The organism is Mycobacterium zoologicum, from assembly GCF_020181635.2.
Classification (GTDB): Bacteria; Actinomycetota; Actinomycetes; order Mycobacteriales; family Mycobacteriaceae; genus Mycobacterium; species Mycobacterium zoologicum.
Window position 1 is genome coordinate 1 of sequence record NZ_JAYJJS010000086.1, and the last position, 561, is coordinate 561.

The 561-nt window shown below is 63.1% G+C and carries 1 protein-coding gene; it reads right to left on the reverse strand.

The window, feature by feature from the left end:
• The coding region (locus K6T84_RS23845; protein ID WP_329786997.1) for an acyltransferase domain-containing protein at positions 1–561 on the reverse strand (561 nt) is incomplete at both ends.

The window sequence follows — 561 nt, forward strand, 5'->3', positions numbered from 1 at the left end:
AGGATCGGATCCATGAACGCCGTATGCGAAGCGACCTCCATATTGACCCGCCGAGCAAACAACTCCTGACCGGCCACCGCGGCAATCACCGCATCCACGCCATCGGGCGAACCAGCCACCACCGTCTGCCGCGGCGACAAGAACCCCGCCACCTCAACACCCGGGTAACCCGCCAACAACTCCCGCGTCGCCTGCGAATCCAACTCCAACAAGGCCACCGCACCCTGCCCGGCCTGACGCGACATCAACGACGACCGCACCGCGATCAAACCCAAACCCTGCTCGACCGTCAGCGCCCCGGCCACCACCGCCGCAGACACCTCCCCCATCGAATGCCCGATCACCGCATCCGGAACAACCCCATAAGAACGCCACAACGCAGCCAACGCCAACTGCAACCCCATGATCACCGGCTGCACCTGAGCATCACCGGAAATCTCGGCACCCTGCTCAATCACCTCACGCAGCGAAAAACCCACCCGCTGGGCAAAAACCGGCTCCAACTCATCAACCGCAGCAGCAAACACCGGCTCATCAGCCAACAACCGACGACCCATACCC